Here is an 18,656-nt window from a genome sequence, read left to right on the forward strand (position 1 = left end):
TTAACATGGCCAAAACAAAAAATATTGATATTCCAATTGAAGGTATGCATTGTGCTTCTTGCGTTTTAAATTTAAACAAAGCTTTTGAGAAGATTGAAGGTGTTAAAGAAGTTAATGCAGATTTAAATTCTAATAAACTACATTTACTTGTAGATTATAAAAAAGTTTCATATGATAAAATTAATGAAGTAGTTGAATCACTAGGATTTAAAACAAGAGCAGATGAGGTAACTTTACAAATTGAAGGTATGCATTGTGCTTCTTGTGTAATGAATGTTGAAAACTTTTTAGGAAAATTAGATGGGATTTTTCAAGTTCACGCAGATTTAACATCAAATACAACCCAAATATTATATAATAAAGATCAAGTATCTTTAAAACAAATGGAAGATGTTATAAAATCTTTAGGATTTAAAGTTTTAGGTATTAAAGGACAATCAAATCTTAATGAAGAAGAACTTTATAAAAAAGACCTAAAAGATAAGAGAAATAGAATTATTGTAGGTTTGATTTTCTCTGGAATTTTAATGGCTTTAATGTATATTCATGTTGATGTTTTTGGCTTATCTATGGGAGAGCTATCTCTTATTATATCAATAGCTCCGTTTATTTATGTATCTTTACCAATTTTAAAAGCTGGATTTAATGGTTTAATTCATAAAAACCTTAATATGGATGTTATGTATTCTATGGGTATTGTAGTTGCATATGTATCAAGTATCTTAGGAACATTTCATATTGTACTAGATCACAGTTTCATGTTTTATGAATCAGCTATTATGCTTCCTTCATTTTTACTTATTGGTAGGTATTTAGAAGCAAGAGCAAAAAACGAAACATCTTCATCTATAAAAGAATTAATTGGTTTACAACCTAAAAATGCTAATTTAATTACTTTAGATGATGATAATAATATTTTAACAGAAAAAGTAATTAAAATAGCTGATATTAATATTGGAGATATTTTACTTGTAAAACCAGGAGATAAAATTCCAGTAGATGGTAAAGTTATTGATGGAAATAGTTATATTGATGAAGCTATGATTAATGGTGAACCGATTCCTAGAACTGTTAAAAAAGACGATGAATTATTTGCAGGAACTATCAACCAAGATGGTGTTTTAAAAATTACAGCTTTAAAAATAGGAAAAGACACAGTTTTATCTCAAATTATTAGTTTAGTTGAAAAGGCTCAAAGTTCAAGACCTCCAGTTCAAAAAATTGCAAATGTAGCTGTAAGTTATTTTATTCCTGTAATTTTAGGAATAGCTATTTTAACATTTATTATATGGTATTTTATTTTAGATTCCACTTTATTATTTGCTTTAACTACATTAATTTCTATTTTAGTAATTGCTTGTCCTTGTGCACTTGGTCTTGCAACTCCAACAGCTGTAACTGTAGGTACAGGTCGAGCAGCAGAATATGGAATCTTAATTAAAGATGGAGATACTTTAGAAAACACTGGTAAAGTAGATGTAGTTGCATTTGATAAAACAGGAACAATTACTCAAGGTAAACCTACAGTTCAAGAAATCTTCTCATATGATCTAAAAGAAGAAGATGTATTAAAATACATTGCTAGTTTAGAGAAAAATTCTAATCATCCAATAGCTAAAGCTATTTTAAATAAAGCAGAAAATCTAAACTTAGATTTATTTACTGTAAATGATTTTGAAAATATATCTGGTAAAGGTATATATGGTTTTATTAATGATGAGAAAGTTATAGTTGGTAACTTGTCCTTTTTAAAAAGTGAAAATATTGATATAAGTGAAAACCCATTAAAAGATTTTGAAAATTCTATTAATCAAAATAAAACAGCTATTTTTTTAGTAATAAATAGTGAAATTAAAGGATTAATAACTTTATCTGATAAAATTAAAGATAATTCTAAAAGAACTATTGATGAATTGCATAAAATGGGTATTAAAACATATATGATTACAGGAGATAATGAGAAGACAGCTAGCGATGTAGCAAGTCAAGTTGGTATAGATAATATTGATGCTAATGTTCTACCAGCCGATAAGCTAAACATTGTAAAATCTATTCAAGATAAAGGAAATAAAGTCATATTTGTTGGAGATGGTATTAATGATGCTCCTGCACTTACTCAAGCTGATATTGGTGTAGCTATGGGAAATGGTACTGATGTAGCTATGGAAAGTGGAAATATTGTTATTATTGAAGGAGATCTTGAAAATGTTGTTGCAGCTATTCAATTTTCTAAAAAGGTTATGAAAAGAATTAAAGAAAATATTTTCTGGGCTTTTGCATATAATGGAATTTTAATCCCAGTAGCTGCAGGAGTATTATATCCTACTTTTGGAATAGTATTTATGCCAGAATGGGCAGCTTTTGCAATGGCATTAAGTTCTGTAACAGTTATTTCATTGTCATTAATGCTTAAAAGATATGTACCACCAATAAAACAAGTTAAAAATTAGTATTTTAAAAAAAGACGTAAAAAGAGAAGGGTACTTCGTGTTTCTCGTATTGATACAACATTTCAATAATTTTTATTAAATAAGAGGATAAATTATTTTAAAGTTAAGATTAATTTATTCTTCGTATTTGGGGGGTAAGGGGGTTTATCCAATGAATATTGGTAAATACGATGTAAATAAATCAATTTCTTATTGTTATATAAATGATTGATAATCAATGAATATAAATATATAAAAATATTTAATATTGGGGATTACATCCTTCTCTTTTTAACATACTATGATATGTTTTAAATTATATATAAATATTTGCTTTTTTGAATCATATTTTATAAAAAACCATTTAAAAAAAGAAAAATAAATAAAATTAATTATTTAATTTTATTTTTAAAGTACCTAAATACTTTGACAATACATTATAAAAGATAGCTACTAATGCTGCAGTTACTATACCTGAGACAAATCCTGTAACACCATTAACAGCTATTTGTACAAATTCTCCTGTTATTAAAGCTAATATTATTCCAAATATTACATTAACAATAAGTGATATAACTCCTGAAATAATTGCTAAGTTTATAGGATTTATATAATCAATAGAAGTTAAATCTCCTTCTTGACTTAGTTTAAACTTAATAGGATTAATTTTTTTACTTAATACATTATATAAGTATATGGATATTGCAGTTCCAATAAATACAGAAATATACAATACTAATAATATCATTATTATAATAAGAGGATTAGTATAATATGATAAAAATTGATATAATGTAAAAGCTAATGCCATCTGTTCTGAAAACATTAAAGTTTGAATTATTGATGTAAAAAGCATTGGAATAATGAAAATTGAAGCTAAATATAATAAAATAGCTAAAATTAAAGTAACTAATCCAGCTATTATTGCTGTACTCATTACAGAAACTTCTTCTAAAATTTCATTATCTTTTATTTTAACAGAAATTGGTGTTAAATATTTTATAAGAATATTGTAAAGGTAACTTTGTGTAAACATTGCAAAAATGTAATAAATTAAAGATCCAAAAACTATTGTACATGCTATGGACAATAAACCACTAACAACACCCATTCCTCCAATTATTCCTCCAAAAATTAATAGAACAACTGCAAATAATATTCCAAAAGCTACTTGAATTCCAGTTCCTATTTTAGTAGCTGAAATTATATCCATTTCTTTTATTTCTTTAAAATCTGTCATTTAATCACCTAAAACCAGCTTTCAGATTTCTCTAAAAGTTCATCTATAATTTTGAAAGAAGATCCAATATATGTGTGAGGATTCATAATCTTTTCAACATCTTCTTCATTTAAGAATTTTTGAACATCACTATCATCTAAAATTAATTCTCCAAGTGGTATTCCTTCTTTATTAGCTTTAATTGCATTTTTCCTTACTATTCCATAAGCAGTCTGTTTTCCCATTCCACTTCTTGTAAGTTCTGCCATTAATCTCTCAGCCATTATCAATCCATTTGTCAAATTAAGATTTTTCTCAATATTATCATCATAGAAAACAAGATTGTTCATTAATTTAATTGTAAGTTGTAAAATGTAATCAGTTAATATACAGCTTTCAGGAAACATTATTCTCTCACATGATGAATTAGTTAAATCTCTTTCATGCCAAAGAGGATTATTTTCCATTGCAGCAAGTACATATGATTTTATAATTCTTGAAACTCCACCAATTCGCTCAGCAGTAATTGGATTCATTTTATGTGGCATTGTACTACTACCAACTTGTTTTTCAGGATCAAAAAATTCTCCAACTTCCATTATTTCTGTTCTTTGTAAGTTTCTAATTTCTAAAGAAATTTTATCAAGTGTTGTAGCTATATTTGCAAGCACCATGATAAACTCTAAGTGATTATCTCTTTGAACAACTTGATTTGTAATTGTAGCTGGTTTTAATCCTAAAATGGTAGATACTTTTTTATGAATTGTCCATCCATCTTCGCCTAAAGCTGCAGTAGTTCCAACAGCACCATCCATCATTCCAACACACACATTATTTTTTGCATTAAGTAATCTTTCATATTGTCTGTATAGTTCATCAGCCCAAATACCAAATTTCATTCCATAAGTTGTTGGAAGTGCATGTTGGCCATGAGTTCTACCAATAGCTACTTTATCTTTATTTTCTTTAGCTAATTTAAGTAAAATTTTTGTAATTTCTTCAATTTTACCTTCAATAATTTCTATTGATTCTTTAAGAAGTAAAGAATTAGAACTATCTACAACATCATTAGAAGTTGCACCAAAATGAACATATTCTCCTGCATCACCTTCACATTGTTCACCAAGACCTTTTACAAGTGCAGCAATGTCATGTTTGGTTTCACTTTCAATCTGATTTACTCTTTCAAGTTTAACATATTTAGTAGAAGCTTTTGATTTAATTTCATCTGCATATTCTTTAGGAATTATTCCAAGTTCTCCTTCAGCTTGTGCAAGTGCAGATTCTACATCTAGCATTTTTTGTAATTTATTTTCAGATTCCCATATATTTTTCATTTCAGGGGTTCCATATCTAAATTCTATTGGATGTATAGCCATTATTTTCCTCCATTTTTATAATAACAAATAAAATTCATATATTTATAATTTGATTTTTATAGTTTAATAAATTTAGTCTTATTTAATTTATATAATAATTTAAATTTATTTTAATGATTTATTCCAGATGCTAATTGCATTCGATTTAGTTATTAATTCTTCAATAGGTAAATTTATAGGACATATATCATTACAAGAAAGAGATTTTCCACAACCATTGTAAAAATGCTTTCTATATTCTTTTATCATTTCTTTTTTATGTTGTGAATTTTCTTCTTGATTTATAAGCTTAAATGCATTTACCATTGATAATGTTCCATTAAAAGAATTATTTATATTAAAATTAGGACATATTTCTAAACAACAGCCACACATCAAACAACGTGACGATTGATATTCTGTTTCGCTTTGATTTTCATTAATTTTAGCATCACTTTCAAGCCACAAATTCATATTTTTTAAATTATTAAATATAATTTCTTTATTTACTTTTAAATCAGCTATGACTTGAAATTTACTTAAAGGTTCGATTATTATGGTATTATTTTTTTCTAGTAAATCTTTTAATATTGATGAACAAGCAATATTTGGCTTATTATTAATAACCATGGAGCATGCACCACATTTTTTTTGTAAACATCCACATTCCCATTCTATTCTTTTAGCTTTATTTCCATCAATATCAATTAATTCTTCTTTTGAATTAAGTTCTTCTAAAACAAAAGCAATTGAGTTTGAAACATTTCCCTCATAAACAAAAGTTTGAAAATAGCTATCTTTTTTATCTGAATCAAATCTTTTTATTTTTATATTAATTTTTCTCATAATATCTACTGTTTTAACTCAAGAATTTCTTTAAAACTAATATTTACTGAATAATTTCCATTATATTTTGCAATTGTTGTTTTTTTATATTTTTCATCATTAATTTCAGGAAAATCACTTCTATTATGTGCTCCTCTACTTTCTTTTCTTAGTATTGCACATTCAATTAAAGTTTTTCCTAATATACATTGATTTTCAAAGTTAATATTTTCATAAATATTACTTGTTGAATCATAATTATCCTTAACTTCTCTTTCAATAAATTCATTTAATTCTTTTAAACCTTTTTCTAATGTGTTTTGATTTCGTATTATTCCTAAGCTATTTTCTAATATATTATTTAATTTATACTTTAAAACAGGTAAAGAATTGTTATTTTTCTTTTTGGTAGCTAATTTTAACTTTGATGTTTTATCTAAAATTATTTTATCAACTTCACAGTTTTTATTTAATTTATTATCATCTTTTATAGCAGTTTTAGCAGCTATTTCTCCTCCATATATTGCTCCGAGTAATGAATTCCCTCCAAGCCTATTAGCTCCATGATATTGACATGCACATTCTCCAGCTGCATAAAGACCTATTATATTAGTTCTATGAAATTCATCTACTTCAATTCCACCCATAAAATAATGAATTCCTGGTGTAACTGGAATAGGTTCTTTTGAAGGATCAATATTAAAAAATGTTTTACAATCTTCAACAACATCTAATAGATTACTATTTAAAATATTTTTTGGAATTTCAGTTAAATCTAAATAAACAGTTTCTATTCCTTGATTTAAAATATTCCATATTTCTTTTGAAATGATATCTCTAGGCATTAAATTACCCATTTCAGGATATTTTTCTTCCATAAAATATTTTTTATCTCCATTTTCATAATAAAATAATCTACCTCCTTCACCGCGAGCAGCTTCGCTAATAAGTAAATGTTTATTTGAAAATTTTAATGTTGTAGGATGATATTGGATAAATTCACAATTAGCTAGTAAAACATTTGATGTGAATAAATTAGCAGTTACAATTCCTTTATTATCTAAAGATCCAGTAGTATTTTTAAATAATCCATGCATTCCACCAGATGCTATAATTACACTATTGCTTATTATTGGAATTAATTCTTTACTATCTTTATCTAATAGTATACAACCATTACATATTTCATTTTCATCTTTTATTAATTCAAAAAAGTAATGATTATCATATCTAGTAACTAATCCTTCATTTTCATATTTTCTGACTTTTTGAATAATGGAAGTCATTATTTGTTTTCCTGTGCTACTTTTTGCAAATGCTGTTCTTTTTTTCTTTTGTCCTCCAAAATTTCTAAGATCAATATTTCCATTTTCATCTCTATTAAATATTACTCCACATGATGCTAATTTGTTTATTATTTTAGGAGCATTATATGTTAAAGATTTAACAGCATTAGGATTACTAAGATATACTCCTGCTTTAAATGTATCATTAAAATGTTCTTCAACACTGTCGTTTTCTTTCTTAGTATTTAAAGCACCATTTATTCCACCTTCTGCCATAACAGATTGAGCTCGCTCAGATGGCATTGTCGAAACTAGTATCACTTCATTTTCATTTTCACAAGCTGTTACAGTTGCAGAAAGACCTGCAAGACCAGCTCCAATAATTATTATTTTGCTCATTTGATTCACTTTTTTTAAAATAATGGCTAATTTTCTACAGCCAACTAATATAATAAAATACTGCTGATATTGTAAATAAAATAAAAAATATCAGTAGAATTAAAAATATTCTTTTATTCTTTTTTTTATAATTAATTATTCCAAGCGAATTTAGCATTGGTCTGATATTTGAAATAATATGCACAAATAATGTAATTGTAAGTAAAATTTGTATTATTAAACTAATTATATTAAATTCATAAAGTACATATTGTCCATTTTCCATGCCTCCAAATAGATAAAAGTGGAAACATAATAAAACTAACATTAATAAGCCACTAATTCTTCTAATCCAAAATAATCTATTTTCTTTTAAATATAATTTTTCATTATTTTTTCTACTTAATATGGGAAGAATTGTAAATATGATTCCAAAAACTGTATGGATAAGAATTAAATCAAAAGCTAACCATGAAATATCTTTTAAATCAATGTAAAATACTCTTAAAAGAATTGTACTTCCAACAATTCCATGAATTAAAACTAAAATAATCAATATAATTGAAATGAATAAATTAAGCTTTTTTAAAATAAAATAAACCTGACTTTCTTCAAATTTATTTAATATATTCTGTAATTTGTTATTCATATTAACCTATTTTTTATTAATAATAATTAAAAGTTTCATGGTTTCAAATTTTTTCCATAATTTGTATATATGATGTAATATAAATTTTCCATATGGAATATATTTTTTACACATATTTTTGGTGAATTGATGAAAAATCAAATTAGATATTTACGATATGAAATGGGAATGTCTCAAAAAGAATTAGCTGAAAAGGCTGATGTTACAAGACAAACTATTACTGCCTTAGAAAAAGGTAAATATAATCCTTCTCTTTTTTTAGCACGTAAAATAACAAAAATATTAAATTGTGAATATATTGAAGATGTATTTTTTTTAGATAATGAAGGTGAATAAAATGATATTAGATATTTATAAAGATTCTTTAGAATACGCTATTAAAGATGGAACAGCAATTTTAAAACTAGGACTCATGTCAATACTCAGTTTTTTAATTTTACCTATATTTTTATTTTTTGGATATAATTATAGAGTTATTAAAACAGCAACTCATGGAACTATTAATGGAGATGATGATGTTCCTAATTTTGATGATTTGGTCTCTATGTTTATTGAAGGAATACAAGTTTTTTTAATTAAATTTATTTATTCAATAATTCCTATGTTGACTTTTTTTATATTACTTGTTATAGGAGGTAGTTTGGGAGAATTTAATGACGAATTAGGTAATGTTGTAGTGATTTTGGGTATGATTATAACAATAATAGTAGCTATAATTTCTGCATTATTTGCTCTTTTAGCTATTCCTAGAATGGCTTATAATGATGATTCAATTAAAGAAGCTTTTAATTTTAAAGAAATTTTTGATTCTATTAAATTAATAGGTGTTTTAAGACTTATTGGATTTTTAATAGGTCTTTTAATTATTGGAATTGTAATTGTTAGTGTAATTACAGGTATTTTTCTTTTAGCGTTTGGATTAATTGGAGGTTTAGGAGCTTTCATAGCTTCTTGGGATGGTGCATTATTTGGTCTTTTCTCATCATTTTCTCATTTTGGCACAATGGTTTTTGCATCTTTTATAGTGTTATTTATAATATATTCAATTATTATAACTCCATTTTTAAACATTCTTAATAATAGAGCTATAGGTTTAATTTATGAAGAATTAGATAATAATTAATTAAATATTATTCTAATTACTTTTTTAAATTACCTAAATATTTTTATATGATGCAAAAATAAGTATTATAATATAAAAAGTGGTTTGGTATTAAATGAATTATATAAACAAAACATTAAATAAAATAAATATTATTGGAATATTGATCTTGTTAGTTGTTTTATTAATCGTAACAACTGGATTAGGTAGCTTATTTAAAATGGAAATTACTGAATCATGGGCATATTTAGGCTTAATAATGTTTTTTATTTATGCTCTTAGGGATTGCAGAGAAGACTTTATAAGTAAATTATATTCAATTTTCGATACTTTTTCTTTTAAAAGCATATTATCAATTGTTATATTAAATATCTTTTTTTCCTATGGAATGTTATTAATTATTGATTTATTTAGTAATTCTGTATTGTTTTTAGGTCAAACTATCACATTAAATTCAGCAAAAAACTTAGCTATTGCTGGTGGAATCTTTTCAACAGTAATTATTGCTCCAATTTTTGAAGAAATTCTTTTTAGGGGTGTTTTTCTTCAAAAATTAAAATCTTATTTTAAATTACCTGTAGCTATTATTTTAACTGCTGTTTTATTTGGTGTTATTCATAATGTTGGAGGAATGATTTCTGCAGCAGTATTTGGAATATGCATGTGTATTCTTTATATAAAATCTGGAAATATTTTAGTACCTATTTTTGCACATTTTTTAAATAATTTAATTGCAGAGTTAATTTCAACTGTAGATTCATCTAATTTAATCTTTTCAAATCATATTTTAATGTTCTTATTTGGAATATTAGCTATAATTTCAGCATACTTATTGTTTGTTTCACTTAAAAATGAGTTCAAACAATTAACTGATAAAAATGAATCAAAAAAATGAAAACTTAATTAAAAGAGGATTTTTTGAAAATAAAGATTTAGAAGAATATTCAAAGCTTAATGAAGAGGAACTAATAAATCTTTCAAAAAATTCTACAGCTCAAAAAAGAGCAATAGCTGTTAATCTATTAAATAACTTTAATAATTCCAATAAATACTCTCCTTATTTTTTAGAGATTTTATCACATGAGAAGAAGCTTTATGTTAGATTAGAAATAGCCAAATCATTAGAAAAGGGTAATATTGAAACAGCTAAACTAATGATTCCTTATTTAGATAAAATTCCAAATAAACAATATAAATCATTACCAAAAAAAGTTTCTAAAAAGAAAACTTATCTTATTCCTAGAGATTTAATTGCAAGAATTTTATCTAAAATGGACATAGCTATTTTTCCACTTATTTTAGAATTATTATGTTCTAATAATTTAGAAATCATATCAGAATCCTTAGATATTTTTGGATATATGGTTTTTCATAATCAAAAATTAGAAACAGGATCTAATTTTAAATATTTAACTTATTTATTTGATAAATATAAAAATAATGATTTAATCTTATGGAAAATTACAATGTGTCTGTCTTCTTTTAGAAATAATGATAGTATTAGTTTTTTAAAGAAAATTAAAAATTTTACAAATAATGAGATTATTAATTTAGAAGCAGATAGATCTATTTTCTTAATTAAAGAAAAATTGCTATGAATTCTCAAATTAGTTTAACTTTTAGTTAATTGATTTTAACTTTAACTTATTGTTTTAAATAAGTTAAAAAATAAATATTATTTTAAGTTTTGGTATAACATGCTAGTTTCGATTAATGTAATTTTATTTGGTTTAGGTGCTCTTTTACTTGTGAGTGTCATTTTAAGTAAGTTTTCTTCAATTTTAGGAATTCCTACCTTAATTGTTTTTTTATTACTTGGACTTGTAATAGATTTTGGTCCAATAATGCAACCTACTATTGATAATTATACAATAGTGCTGAATATTAGTATTTTTGCTCTAATTATTATCATGTTTACAGGTGGTTTGGAAACAGATTTTCAAGAAATGAAACCTATTGCTAAAGAAGGAATAGCTTTATCTACTATTGGTGTATTTTTAACTGCTTTTGTAACTGGATTTTTATTTCACTTAATTACTGGTGTTAATTTTTACTTATCTCTTCTAGTTGGAGCTACAATTTCATCTACTGATGTAGCAGCAGTATTTTCTATTTTTAAATCTAATGCAACAAATTTAAAACATGGTTTAGATAAAATTTTAGAACTTGAAAGTGCAACAAATGACCCTACAGCATATGTTTTAACTACTTCTTTAATTTATTTTATTTTACATCCAGCATCTTCTGTAATTGAAATTATTTTCATGTTTTTCCAATCAATTATTGTTGGTGCAGTAATTGGTTATTTATTTGGATTGTTTTTTACAAGAATCATCAAAAGTATCCATTTAGAAGTTGATGGTTTATACCCTGTTCTTTTAATTGGTGTTGCAGTATTTACATATGCATGTTCTGAATTTTTAGGTGGAAATGGATTTTTAGCAGTTTATCTATCTGCACTTATTATAGGAAATAGATTATCTCTTCATAGAAAGCCACAAGCAAGCTTTTTTGAAGGTTTATCTTGGTTAATGCAAGTAGTAATGTTCATTATTTTGGGAATGTTTACATTACCTAATGAATTATTTATAAATGCCGCAGCTAGTTTACTTGTAGCTTTAATTATCATTTTTGTAGCTCGTCCTGTAGCTGTATTTTTAACTCTTATACCATTTAAATATGATTTTAAATCTAAGCTATTTTTGTCGTGGGCAGGAATTAAAGGAGCTGTACCTATTGTATTTGCTTTTTATCCATTAGTATATTCGATTCCAGGAGCCTATATGGTATTTAACACAGTATTTTTCGTTACAATCATTTCCATGCTTTTACAAGGTTCTACAGTTTATAAAATAGCTGATAAACTTGGATTAGTATCAGAATAATTTTTTTTAAAATATTTTTCAATGTACATATTTGTACAACAAAGCTTTATATATGTCAATTTATTAATTTATTATACATAGACGTGATTTTATGTTTTCATTAAGTATAGATGAAGTAAAAAACATTGCTTCAAATAAAGATTATAAAAGAATTCCAATTGCATATGAGATGTATGCAGATATATCAACTCCAATTGATGTATTGAAGAAAATTAAAAAAATTAGTAAACATTGCTACTTATTAGAAAGTGTAGAAAGCTCTAAAAAATGGGGTAGATATAGTTTTTTAGGCTTTAATCCTATTTTAGAATTTACATGTGATGATGGTATAATCAATATTAAAAAAGATTTAAATAATGATTTTAATAGCTATGAAACTAAATCTAAAAGCCCTAGAGATTTTATAAAAGATATTATTAAAGAAAATAGATCTCCTAATCTTCCAGATTTACCTAACTTTACAGGAGGTTTAGTAGGATATTTTGCATATGATTATATTAAATATACAGAGCCTTCAATTCATTTAAATGCAGAAAATCAAGATGAGTTTAAAGATATTGATTTAATGTTATTTGATAAGGTAATTGTATTTGATCATTTTAAACAAAAAATAATTATTATTATCAATTTTAAAACTGATTTTTTAGAAGAAAATTATGAAATAGCTACTAAAGAACTTAAAGTAATAGCTAATTTAATTAAAAATGGTGAATTTGCAGATATTGAACCTTTAAAGTTAAAAACAGACTTTAAACCATTATTTTCTAAAGATCAATTTACATCTAATGTTAAAAAAGCTAAAAATTATATTAAAGATGGAGATATTTTCCAAGTAGTTTTATCTAATCGATTTGAAGCTGAAATTACTGGTAACTTGTTAGATACTTATAGAGTTTTACGTACTAGTAGTCCTTCACCTTATATGTTTTATTTCTCAAGTGATGATATTGAAATAGCTGGTGCCTCTCCTGAAACACTTGTAAAATTGGAAAACAGAAAATTACATACATTTCCACTAGCTGGAACAAGACCAAGAGGAAAAACTAAAAAAGAAGATTTAAATCTAGAAAAGGAACTTTTATCTGATGAGAAGGAATTAGCTGAACATAACATGCTTGTTGATTTAGGTAGAAATGATATTGGAAAAATTAGTGAATTTGGATCTGTTAGTGTAGATAAGTACTTATCTGTAGAGAAATTTTCACATGTAATGCATATTGGTTCTACAATATCCGGTCTTTTAAGACAAGATTTAGATGAACTTTCAGCTATTGATTCTATTTTACCTGCTGGAACATTATCTGGTGCTCCTAAAATTAGGGCATGTGAAATCATAAATGAATTAGAAAATAATAAAAGAGGAATTTATGGTGGAACTATTGGTTATATAGATTTAAGTGGTAATATTGATACTTGTATTTCTATTAGAATAGCTTTTGCAAGAAATAATAAGGTTTATGTTAGATCAGGTGCAGGTATAGTTGCAGATAGTATTTCTGATAATGAATTTGAAGAATGTTTAAATAAAGCAGAATCAGTTATTTCTGCATTAAAAACTGCTAATGGAGGTATTGACTAATGATAATTTTAATTGATAATTATGATAGTTTCTCTTATAATTTATATCAGATTATTGGTCAGTTTAATCCAAATATAAAAGTTTTTAGAAATGATAAAATTACAATTTCTGAGATTGAAAATTTAAATCCTGAAGCTATTATTTTATCTCCAGGCCCAGGTAAGCCATCTGATGCAGGTATTTCAATAGAACTTATTAAATATTTTAAAGGTAAAATTCCAATTTTAGGCATTTGTTTAGGCCATCAAGCAATTTGTGAAGCCTTTGGTGGGAAAATTATTCATTCTAAAAATTTAATGCATGGTAAGACATCTACAATAAAATTAAAAGATGATGAAATATTTAAAACTCTTCCATCTTTTATTGATGTTGGAAGATATCATTCATTAACTGTAAAAGAAGATACTCTTCCAGAAGAATTAAAAATAATTTCAAAAAGCGATGATGGAGAAATAATGGCAGTTAAACATAAAAATAACCTTATTTATGGTATACAATTTCATCCAGAATCTATTTTAACTGATGTTGGCCCAACAATTATTTTAAATTTTTTAAATTCATTTAAAAGAGATTCAATGATTAGTGAAGCTATTTTAAAACTTGCAAAAAAAGAAGATATTTCTTATAAACTAGCTAAAGATTCAATGGATGAGATTATGACTGGTCAAGCAAGTGATGTTCAAATGAGTTCTTATTTAACTGCTTTATCTTTAAAAGGAGAAACAATTGATGAGATTACTGCTTCTGCTGATGCTATGCGTAAACATTGTATTAAACTTTTAAATGATGTTGATGTTTTAGAAATTGTTGGAACTGGTGGAGATGGATCAAATTCTTTTAATATATCAACAACTTCTTCAATTGTAATATCAGCAGCAGGAGTTCCAGTTGCAAAACATGGAAATAGGGCAGCATCAAGTAAATCTGGTTCTGCAGATCTTTTAGAAGCATTAGGAGTTAATATTGATATATCTCCTCAAAAAGCCTTAGAAGTTTTAGAAAAAGTAAATATATGTTTTTTATTTGCACAAAATTATCATATAGCTATGAAATATGTTGCTCCAATTAGAAAAGAATTATCTATTCCTACAATTTTCAATATTTTGGGTCCATTAACAAATCCTGCTGGTGCATCAATGCAAGTTTTAGGTGTTTATGATAAATCACTTGTTCTTCCTCTAGCTAATGTATTAAAAAACTTAGGAGTTAAATCTGCTATGGTGGTATATGGCCATGATAAGTTAGATGAAATTTCTACTAGTGATAAAACTACAGTCTGTGAAATTAAAAATGGAGACTTGTTAAATTATGAAATATCTCCAAAAGATTTTAATATTAGCTTATCTTCTAAAGATGATTTAGTTGGTGGATCTCCTGATGAGAATGCAAAAATAACATTAGCTATTTTAAATGGTGAGAAGGGCCCTAAAAGAGATGCAGTAGTTTTAAATTCTGCTGCAGGTTTATATGTTGCAGGAAAAGTAGATTCTCTTGAAGATGGAGTTAAATTAGCAGAAAAAATGATTGATAATGGAAAGGCTAAAAAACAATTAGATTTGTTTATTAAAGCTTCAAATAGCTGATTATTATGTTAAATAAAATAGTTGAAAAAACAATTCAAAGATTGAAAGAAAATAAAAAAAAGAAATCTTTAGATGATTTAAAAAAAGAAATAAACTTAAGTAATTCACTTAATTCATTTCCTTTTAAAGATAATTTAGAAAATAAAGAATTTTCAATTATTGCTGAGATAAAAAAAGCATCTCCTTCTAAAGGAATTATTTCTGAAGACTTTGATTATATCTCTATAGCTAAAGAATATGAAATAGCAAAGGTTGATGCTATTTCTATATTAACTGAACCTTATTTTTTTAAAGGAGAAAATTTAATCTTAACTGAAATTTCTAATCAAACAAATATCCCGCTTCTTAGAAAAGATTTTATTATTGATGAATATATGATATATGAATCTAAAATTATTGGTGCTGATGCTATTTTATTAATTGTAGCTATTTTAGATGAAAATCAATTAAAAAATTATATTAAATTAGCTAACTCATTAGGTTTATCTACTTTAGTTGAAACTCACAGTAAAAATGAAATTGAAATTGCTTTAAAAGCAGGTGCAGACATTATTGGAGTTAATAATAGGGATTTAAAAACATTTAAAGTTGATTTAAACACATCTATTGATTTAAGAAAATATATTCCAGAAGATATAATTTTTATATCAGAAAGTGGTATAAAAAATAAAGAAGATATAGCTATTTTAAAAAATAACAATATTAATGGTGTTTTAATTGGTGAGACTCTTATGAAAAGTAATAATAAAGTTCAACTAATTAAGGAGTTTAAAAATGACTAAAATAAAAATTTGTGGTATTAAAAGGGTTGAAGATATCGAAATTATTAATAAATACAATCCTGATTATGTTGGATTTGTTTTTGCTGAAAGTCAAAGAAAAATTGATGTAAAAAAAGCTCAAAAACTTAAATCTCTATTAAATAATGATATTTCTTCTGTTGGAGTATTTGTAAATGAAGATATTGAAAAAATTATAGAAATATTTTCTAATGATATTATAGAAATTGCTCAACTTCATGGAGATGAAGATAATAATTATATTAAGCAATTAAAAAATAAGTCTTTTAATAAAACAAATAAAAAATTAGTTATAATAAAAGCTATTAATATGAATAAAGATTATGATAAAATTAATGATTATGCTGATGTTGATTATTTATTATTAGATAATGGTAAAGGAAGTGGAAAAACTTTCAATTGGCGTCAAATCAAAGACATTGATAAACCATTCTTTTTAGCTGGTGGTTTAAATAGTGAAAATATTAATGAAGCTATTTCTAAGATTTCTCCTTTTGCTATTGATTTAAGTAGTGGAAGTGAAACTAATAAAATTAAAGATGAAAAAAAGATAAAAAAGATTATGGAGGCTTTTAGATTGTCTAAAGGAAGATATGGTATATATGGTGGACAATATATTTCAGAAACATTAATGAGTGAAATTATTCACCTTGAAGAAAGATATGAATTTTTTAAAAATGATCCAGATTTTAATAAAGAACTTGATGAATTATTAAAAGAATATGCTGGTAGACCTTCTCTTTTGTATTATGCAAAGAGAATGTCAAAAGAACTTGGTGGAGCTAAAATATATTTAAAAAGAGAAGATCTAAACCATACAGGTTCTCATAAAATTAACAATGTTTTAATGCAAGCACTTTTAGCTAAAAAAATGGGTAAAACTAGACTTATTGCAGAGACAGGTGCAGGTCAACATGGAGTTGCTACTGCTACTGCTGCAGCACTTCTTGAAATGGAATGTGAAGTTTATATGGGTGAAAAGGACATTGAAAGACAGGCTTTAAATGTTTATAAAATGAAATTATTAGGTGCTAAAGTTCATGAAGTATGTTCTGGTACAAAAACATTAAAAGATGCTGTTAATGAAACATTTATTGAATGGGTTGGAAGATTTGATGATACTCATTATATTATTGGATCAACTGTAGGACCACACCCATTTCCAATGATTGTTCGAGATTCTCAATCTGTTATAAGTCGCGAAGCTCGTGAACAAATTCTTGAAAAAGAAGGAAAACTACCTAAAGCTATTATAGCTTGTGTTGGTGGTGGAAGTAATTCAATGGGTTCATTTTATAATTTTATTGATGATGAAGATGTTGAATTAATTGGATGTGAAGGTGCTGGAAAAGGTGCAGATAGTTCTCTAAATGCTGCTACAATGACAAATGGAGAAATAGGCATATTTCACGGAATGAAATCAATGTTTTGTCAAAATGAGGATGGACAAATTGCTGATGTTTATTCAATCTCAGCAGGCCTAGATTATCCTGGAATAGGGCCTGAACATCCTTATTTAAGAGATTTAAATAGAACAAAATATGTACCAGTAACAGATGTTGAGGCAGTAGATGCTTTTGAATATTTATCAAAAATTGAAGGAATTATTCCAGCTATTGAAAGTTCACATGCTGTAGCACATGCTATTAAGGTAGCTCCAACAATGGATAAAGATGATATAATAATTGTGTGTTTATCTGGTAGAGGAGATAAAGATGTCTCATCAATTGCAAAATATAGAGGAGTTGACATAAATGACTAGAATAGCTAATGCATTTAAAGATAAAAAAGCTTTTATTGGATTTTTAACTGCAGGTGATCCTTCAATAGATAAAACTGCTGAATATATTTTAGCTATGGATGAAGGAGGATGTGATTTAATTGAAATAGGTATACCATTCTCAGATCCTGTAGCTGAAGGTCCAGTTATACAAGAAGCTAATATTAGGGCTTTAAAACATAATGTATCTGTGGAAGATGTTTTTAATGTTGTTAGAGAAGTTAGAAAAAAAACTGATATTCCTTTAGTATTTTTAACCTATATTAATCCAGTCTTACATTATGGTTATGAAAAATTCTTTTTAAAATGTGAAGAACTTGGTGTTGATGGTGTAATTACTCCAGATATTCCTTTTGAAGAAAAAGGAGAAATAGATGGATATGCTAAAAAGTATAATATTGATATAGTGTCTCTTATTGCTCCAACATCTAATGAGAGAATTCATAAAATAGCTAAAGCAGCATCTGGATTTATTTATGTAGTTTCATCATTAGGTGTAACTGGAGTTAGACCAGAAATTACAACAGATTTAGAAACAATCATTTCTGAAATAAGAAAAGTTACTGATGTACCAACTGCTGTTGGTTTTGGAATTTCAACACCAAAACAAGCTAGTGAAATAGCTAAAATAACAGATGGAGTTATTGTTGGTAGTGCAATAGTGAAAATTATAGAAAAATATGGTGATGATGCTAGTGAACATCTTATAGAATATGTAAAATCTATGAAAAATGCATGTAAATAGCTATTTATTTTTTCATAATAACTTTATAAATAATGAAA

The 18,656-nt window shown here is 25.8% G+C and carries 16 protein-coding genes; 11 read left to right on the forward strand and 5 right to left on the reverse strand.

Annotated elements, in window-relative coordinates; translation table 11 throughout:
* The first annotated feature begins 5 nt into the window (after positions 1-5).
* Positions 6-2,450, forward strand: a complete 2,445-nt coding sequence (locus ACA134_RS00960; protein ID WP_409200325.1) for a heavy metal translocating P-type ATPase — start codon at positions 6-8, stop codon at positions 2,448-2,450.
* A 367-nt stretch (positions 2,451-2,817) separates the two neighbouring features.
* On the opposite strand, the gene ACA134_RS00965 is transcribed toward ACA134_RS00960, so the two are convergent.
* From ACA134_RS00965 to ACA134_RS00985, 5 genes are all read right to left on the reverse strand, one after another.
* The gene (locus ACA134_RS00965; RefSeq protein WP_409200326.1) at positions 2,818-3,669 is read right to left on the reverse strand and encodes a hypothetical protein; all 852 of its coding nucleotides are present in this window, start codon (positions 3,667-3,669) and stop codon (positions 2,818-2,820) included.
* Positions 3,670-3,677: 8 nt separating this feature from the next.
* A complete protein-coding gene (gene purB / locus ACA134_RS00970) occupies positions 3,678-5,027 on the reverse strand; it encodes an adenylosuccinate lyase (RefSeq protein ID WP_409200327.1) in 1,350 nt (449 codons plus the stop codon).
* Between the two features lie 105 nt (positions 5,028-5,132).
* Positions 5,133-5,852, reverse strand: a complete 720-nt coding sequence (locus ACA134_RS00975; RefSeq protein WP_409200328.1) for a 2Fe-2S iron-sulfur cluster-binding protein — start codon at positions 5,850-5,852, stop codon at positions 5,133-5,135.
* 5 nt (positions 5,853-5,857) lie between these two features.
* On the reverse strand, positions 5,858-7,516 hold the full coding sequence (locus tag ACA134_RS00980; RefSeq protein ID WP_409200329.1) for an FAD-binding protein: 1,659 nt from the start codon (positions 7,514-7,516) through the stop codon (positions 5,858-5,860).
* Positions 7,517-7,550: 34 nt separating this feature from the next.
* Complete coding sequence (locus ACA134_RS00985; protein ID WP_409200330.1) at positions 7,551-8,144, reverse strand: pilus assembly protein PilX; 594 nt, start codon at positions 8,142-8,144, stop codon at positions 7,551-7,553.
* A 129-nt stretch (positions 8,145-8,273) separates the two neighbouring features.
* Between ACA134_RS00985 and ACA134_RS00990 the strand changes: the two genes are divergently transcribed.
* From ACA134_RS00990 to trpA, 10 genes are all read left to right on the forward strand, one after another.
* On the forward strand, positions 8,274-8,480 hold the full coding sequence (locus ACA134_RS00990) for a helix-turn-helix transcriptional regulator (protein WP_409200331.1): 207 nt from the start codon (positions 8,274-8,276) through the stop codon (positions 8,478-8,480).
* A 1-nt stretch (position 8,481) separates the two neighbouring features.
* Positions 8,482-9,267: a DUF4013 domain-containing protein gene (locus tag ACA134_RS00995; protein WP_409200332.1), complete on the forward strand. Its 786-nt coding sequence runs from the start codon at positions 8,482-8,484 to the stop codon at positions 9,265-9,267.
* A 94-nt stretch (positions 9,268-9,361) separates the two neighbouring features.
* Entirely contained in the window at positions 9,362-10,141 is a 780-nt protein-coding gene (locus ACA134_RS01000) for a lysostaphin resistance A-like protein (RefSeq protein ID WP_409200333.1), read from the forward strand.
* Positions 10,125-10,844 carry a hypothetical protein gene (locus ACA134_RS01005; RefSeq protein ID WP_409200334.1) on the forward strand — a complete coding sequence of 240 codons (720 nt, stop codon included), beginning with the start codon at positions 10,125-10,127 and terminating at the stop codon, positions 10,842-10,844. Before ACA134_RS01000 ends, ACA134_RS01005 begins: the two co-directional genes overlap by 17 nt.
* 99 nt (positions 10,845-10,943) lie before the next feature.
* Positions 10,944-12,131 carry a potassium/proton antiporter gene (locus ACA134_RS01010; RefSeq protein ID WP_409200335.1) on the forward strand — a complete coding sequence of 396 codons (1,188 nt, stop codon included), beginning with the start codon at positions 10,944-10,946 and terminating at the stop codon, positions 12,129-12,131.
* 91 nt (positions 12,132-12,222) lie between these two features.
* Positions 12,223-13,710 carry an anthranilate synthase component I gene (trpE, locus tag ACA134_RS01015; protein WP_409200336.1) on the forward strand — a complete coding sequence of 496 codons (1,488 nt, stop codon included), beginning with the start codon at positions 12,223-12,225 and terminating at the stop codon, positions 13,708-13,710.
* Positions 13,710-15,293 carry a bifunctional anthranilate synthase component II/anthranilate phosphoribosyltransferase gene (locus ACA134_RS01020; protein WP_409200337.1) on the forward strand — a complete coding sequence of 528 codons (1,584 nt, stop codon included), beginning with the start codon at positions 13,710-13,712 and terminating at the stop codon, positions 15,291-15,293. The genes trpE and ACA134_RS01020 overlap by 1 nt, the downstream gene beginning before the upstream one ends.
* Positions 15,294-15,298: 5 nt before the next feature.
* Complete coding sequence (gene trpC / locus ACA134_RS01025; protein WP_409200338.1) at positions 15,299-16,075, forward strand: indole-3-glycerol phosphate synthase TrpC; 777 nt, start codon at positions 15,299-15,301, stop codon at positions 16,073-16,075.
* Positions 16,068-17,855 (forward strand): tryptophan synthase subunit beta, encoded by a 1,788-nt coding sequence (gene trpB / locus ACA134_RS01030; RefSeq protein ID WP_409200339.1) that lies wholly within the window; start codon positions 16,068-16,070, stop codon positions 17,853-17,855. Before trpC ends, trpB begins: the two co-directional genes overlap by 8 nt.
* Positions 17,848-18,618: a tryptophan synthase subunit alpha gene (gene trpA, locus ACA134_RS01035; protein WP_409200340.1), complete on the forward strand. Its 771-nt coding sequence runs from the start codon at positions 17,848-17,850 to the stop codon at positions 18,616-18,618. Before trpB ends, trpA begins: the two co-directional genes overlap by 8 nt.
* Positions 18,619-18,656 lie beyond the last annotated feature (38 nt).

The organism is Methanobrevibacter sp. DSM 116169, assembly GCF_046197865.1.
GTDB lineage: Archaea > Methanobacteriota > Methanobacteria > Methanobacteriales > Methanobacteriaceae > JAHKLT01.